We start from the raw sequence: 1,158 nt of genomic DNA, 5'->3' as shown, positions 1-1,158 counted from the left end.
ATCCTGAAGTGGTGTGCATGCGCTGTTGTCCGGCACATGTTTTTCTGCCGAATGTTCTTTATTGTCTAATAACGCTGATTTTTTTATGCCAAGACTGACTAGAAGATCTGTACTCAGGCATGGGATGAGATCTGCGTTATTATCATCTGCAATAAAAGTAATATCCCGACTAGTAATAAATTCGTCGTTCAAATAAATGTCGACCCGATATGTACCAGGTGGTGCCTCGCGTCCCTTAGTAAAGGCGGATAAATCGACAGATTCAGCAAGATCATTGCTTAAAAACCGTGGATTAAAATAATACTCTGCGTCAACGGGAAATACCGCAGTTGCTAAGCCAAGGGCAATGGTAAGCCGTGCAAAGCGAGGCAGTAGTAACACCTGATGCATACGATATGCCTTAAATGCGGCACGAAAGGCTGTCATTATTAATTCCGATTGAGTTTATTATTAATTAGGTCACTGGCTTACTGCATGGTTGCCTTAATACGCGGAGTTAATGCACCGTAATCATTGATCGTCTGAAAACTGATATCCCCGGTTGCAGCATGCGGGATATCCACCGATACTTCACCTTTTGGCGGCACCATGGTGTTTGGGAGATTGCTATTTCCTGCTTTCATATTTGTTACGGTAATGAAGTAGGGCGTTGGATTAATAAGAGTGAGTTTGCTGCCGCTGCGACGAAACCGAAGCATTGCAGGCGCTTCTTCAGGTGCCATTGCCAGGTTCGTGGGGCGATAAAACATTTTTATGCGGCTAATAATTGCCAGCTGTAATGTATTCTCATTCTTCTGATCTTTTTCCATAGCAGGAATAGCTTTAACATTAACCCAGAACAGGCTTTCACGGTCGCCTGGTAACTGATGATTAGTGGCGTTGATTATCCGCAGCGTATTCTCTTTTTTACCTTGCATGGAAAAAAGCGGTGGCGTAATGACAAACTGGGTGTCTTTTTGGTCACCTGCATTTTCTATCCATGACTGAATGAGATAGACACTGGCAGGATCATTATTCGTGACAGGCAATAAAACCTGTTTCTGGTTTGCCGGATAAATTACCCGCGTCGCACCCAGTGCGACAGCTGCGTTGGCAATGGTGCTATGGCAAGCAAAGAGCAATAAAAGTAACACTGTCGCCATAAAGGAAATAGAGTAG

Annotated in this window: 2 protein-coding genes; both read right to left on the bottom strand. The window is 44.0% G+C overall.

The window, feature by feature from the left end; genetic code table 11:
• On the bottom strand, window positions 1–426 hold a 426-nt coding region (locus ACWIGM_RS31515; protein WP_336152083.1), incomplete at its 3' end, for a FimD/PapC N-terminal domain-containing protein.
• 41 nt (window positions 427–467) lie between these two features.
• The coding region (locus tag ACWIGM_RS31510) for a fimbria/pilus periplasmic chaperone (RefSeq protein ID WP_454029862.1) at window positions 468–1,158 on the bottom strand (691 nt) is incomplete at its 5' end.

This window comes from Allobosea sp. NPDC055332 (assembly GCF_053645455.1).
This window is presented reverse-complemented; position numbering and strand designations above follow the sequence as displayed.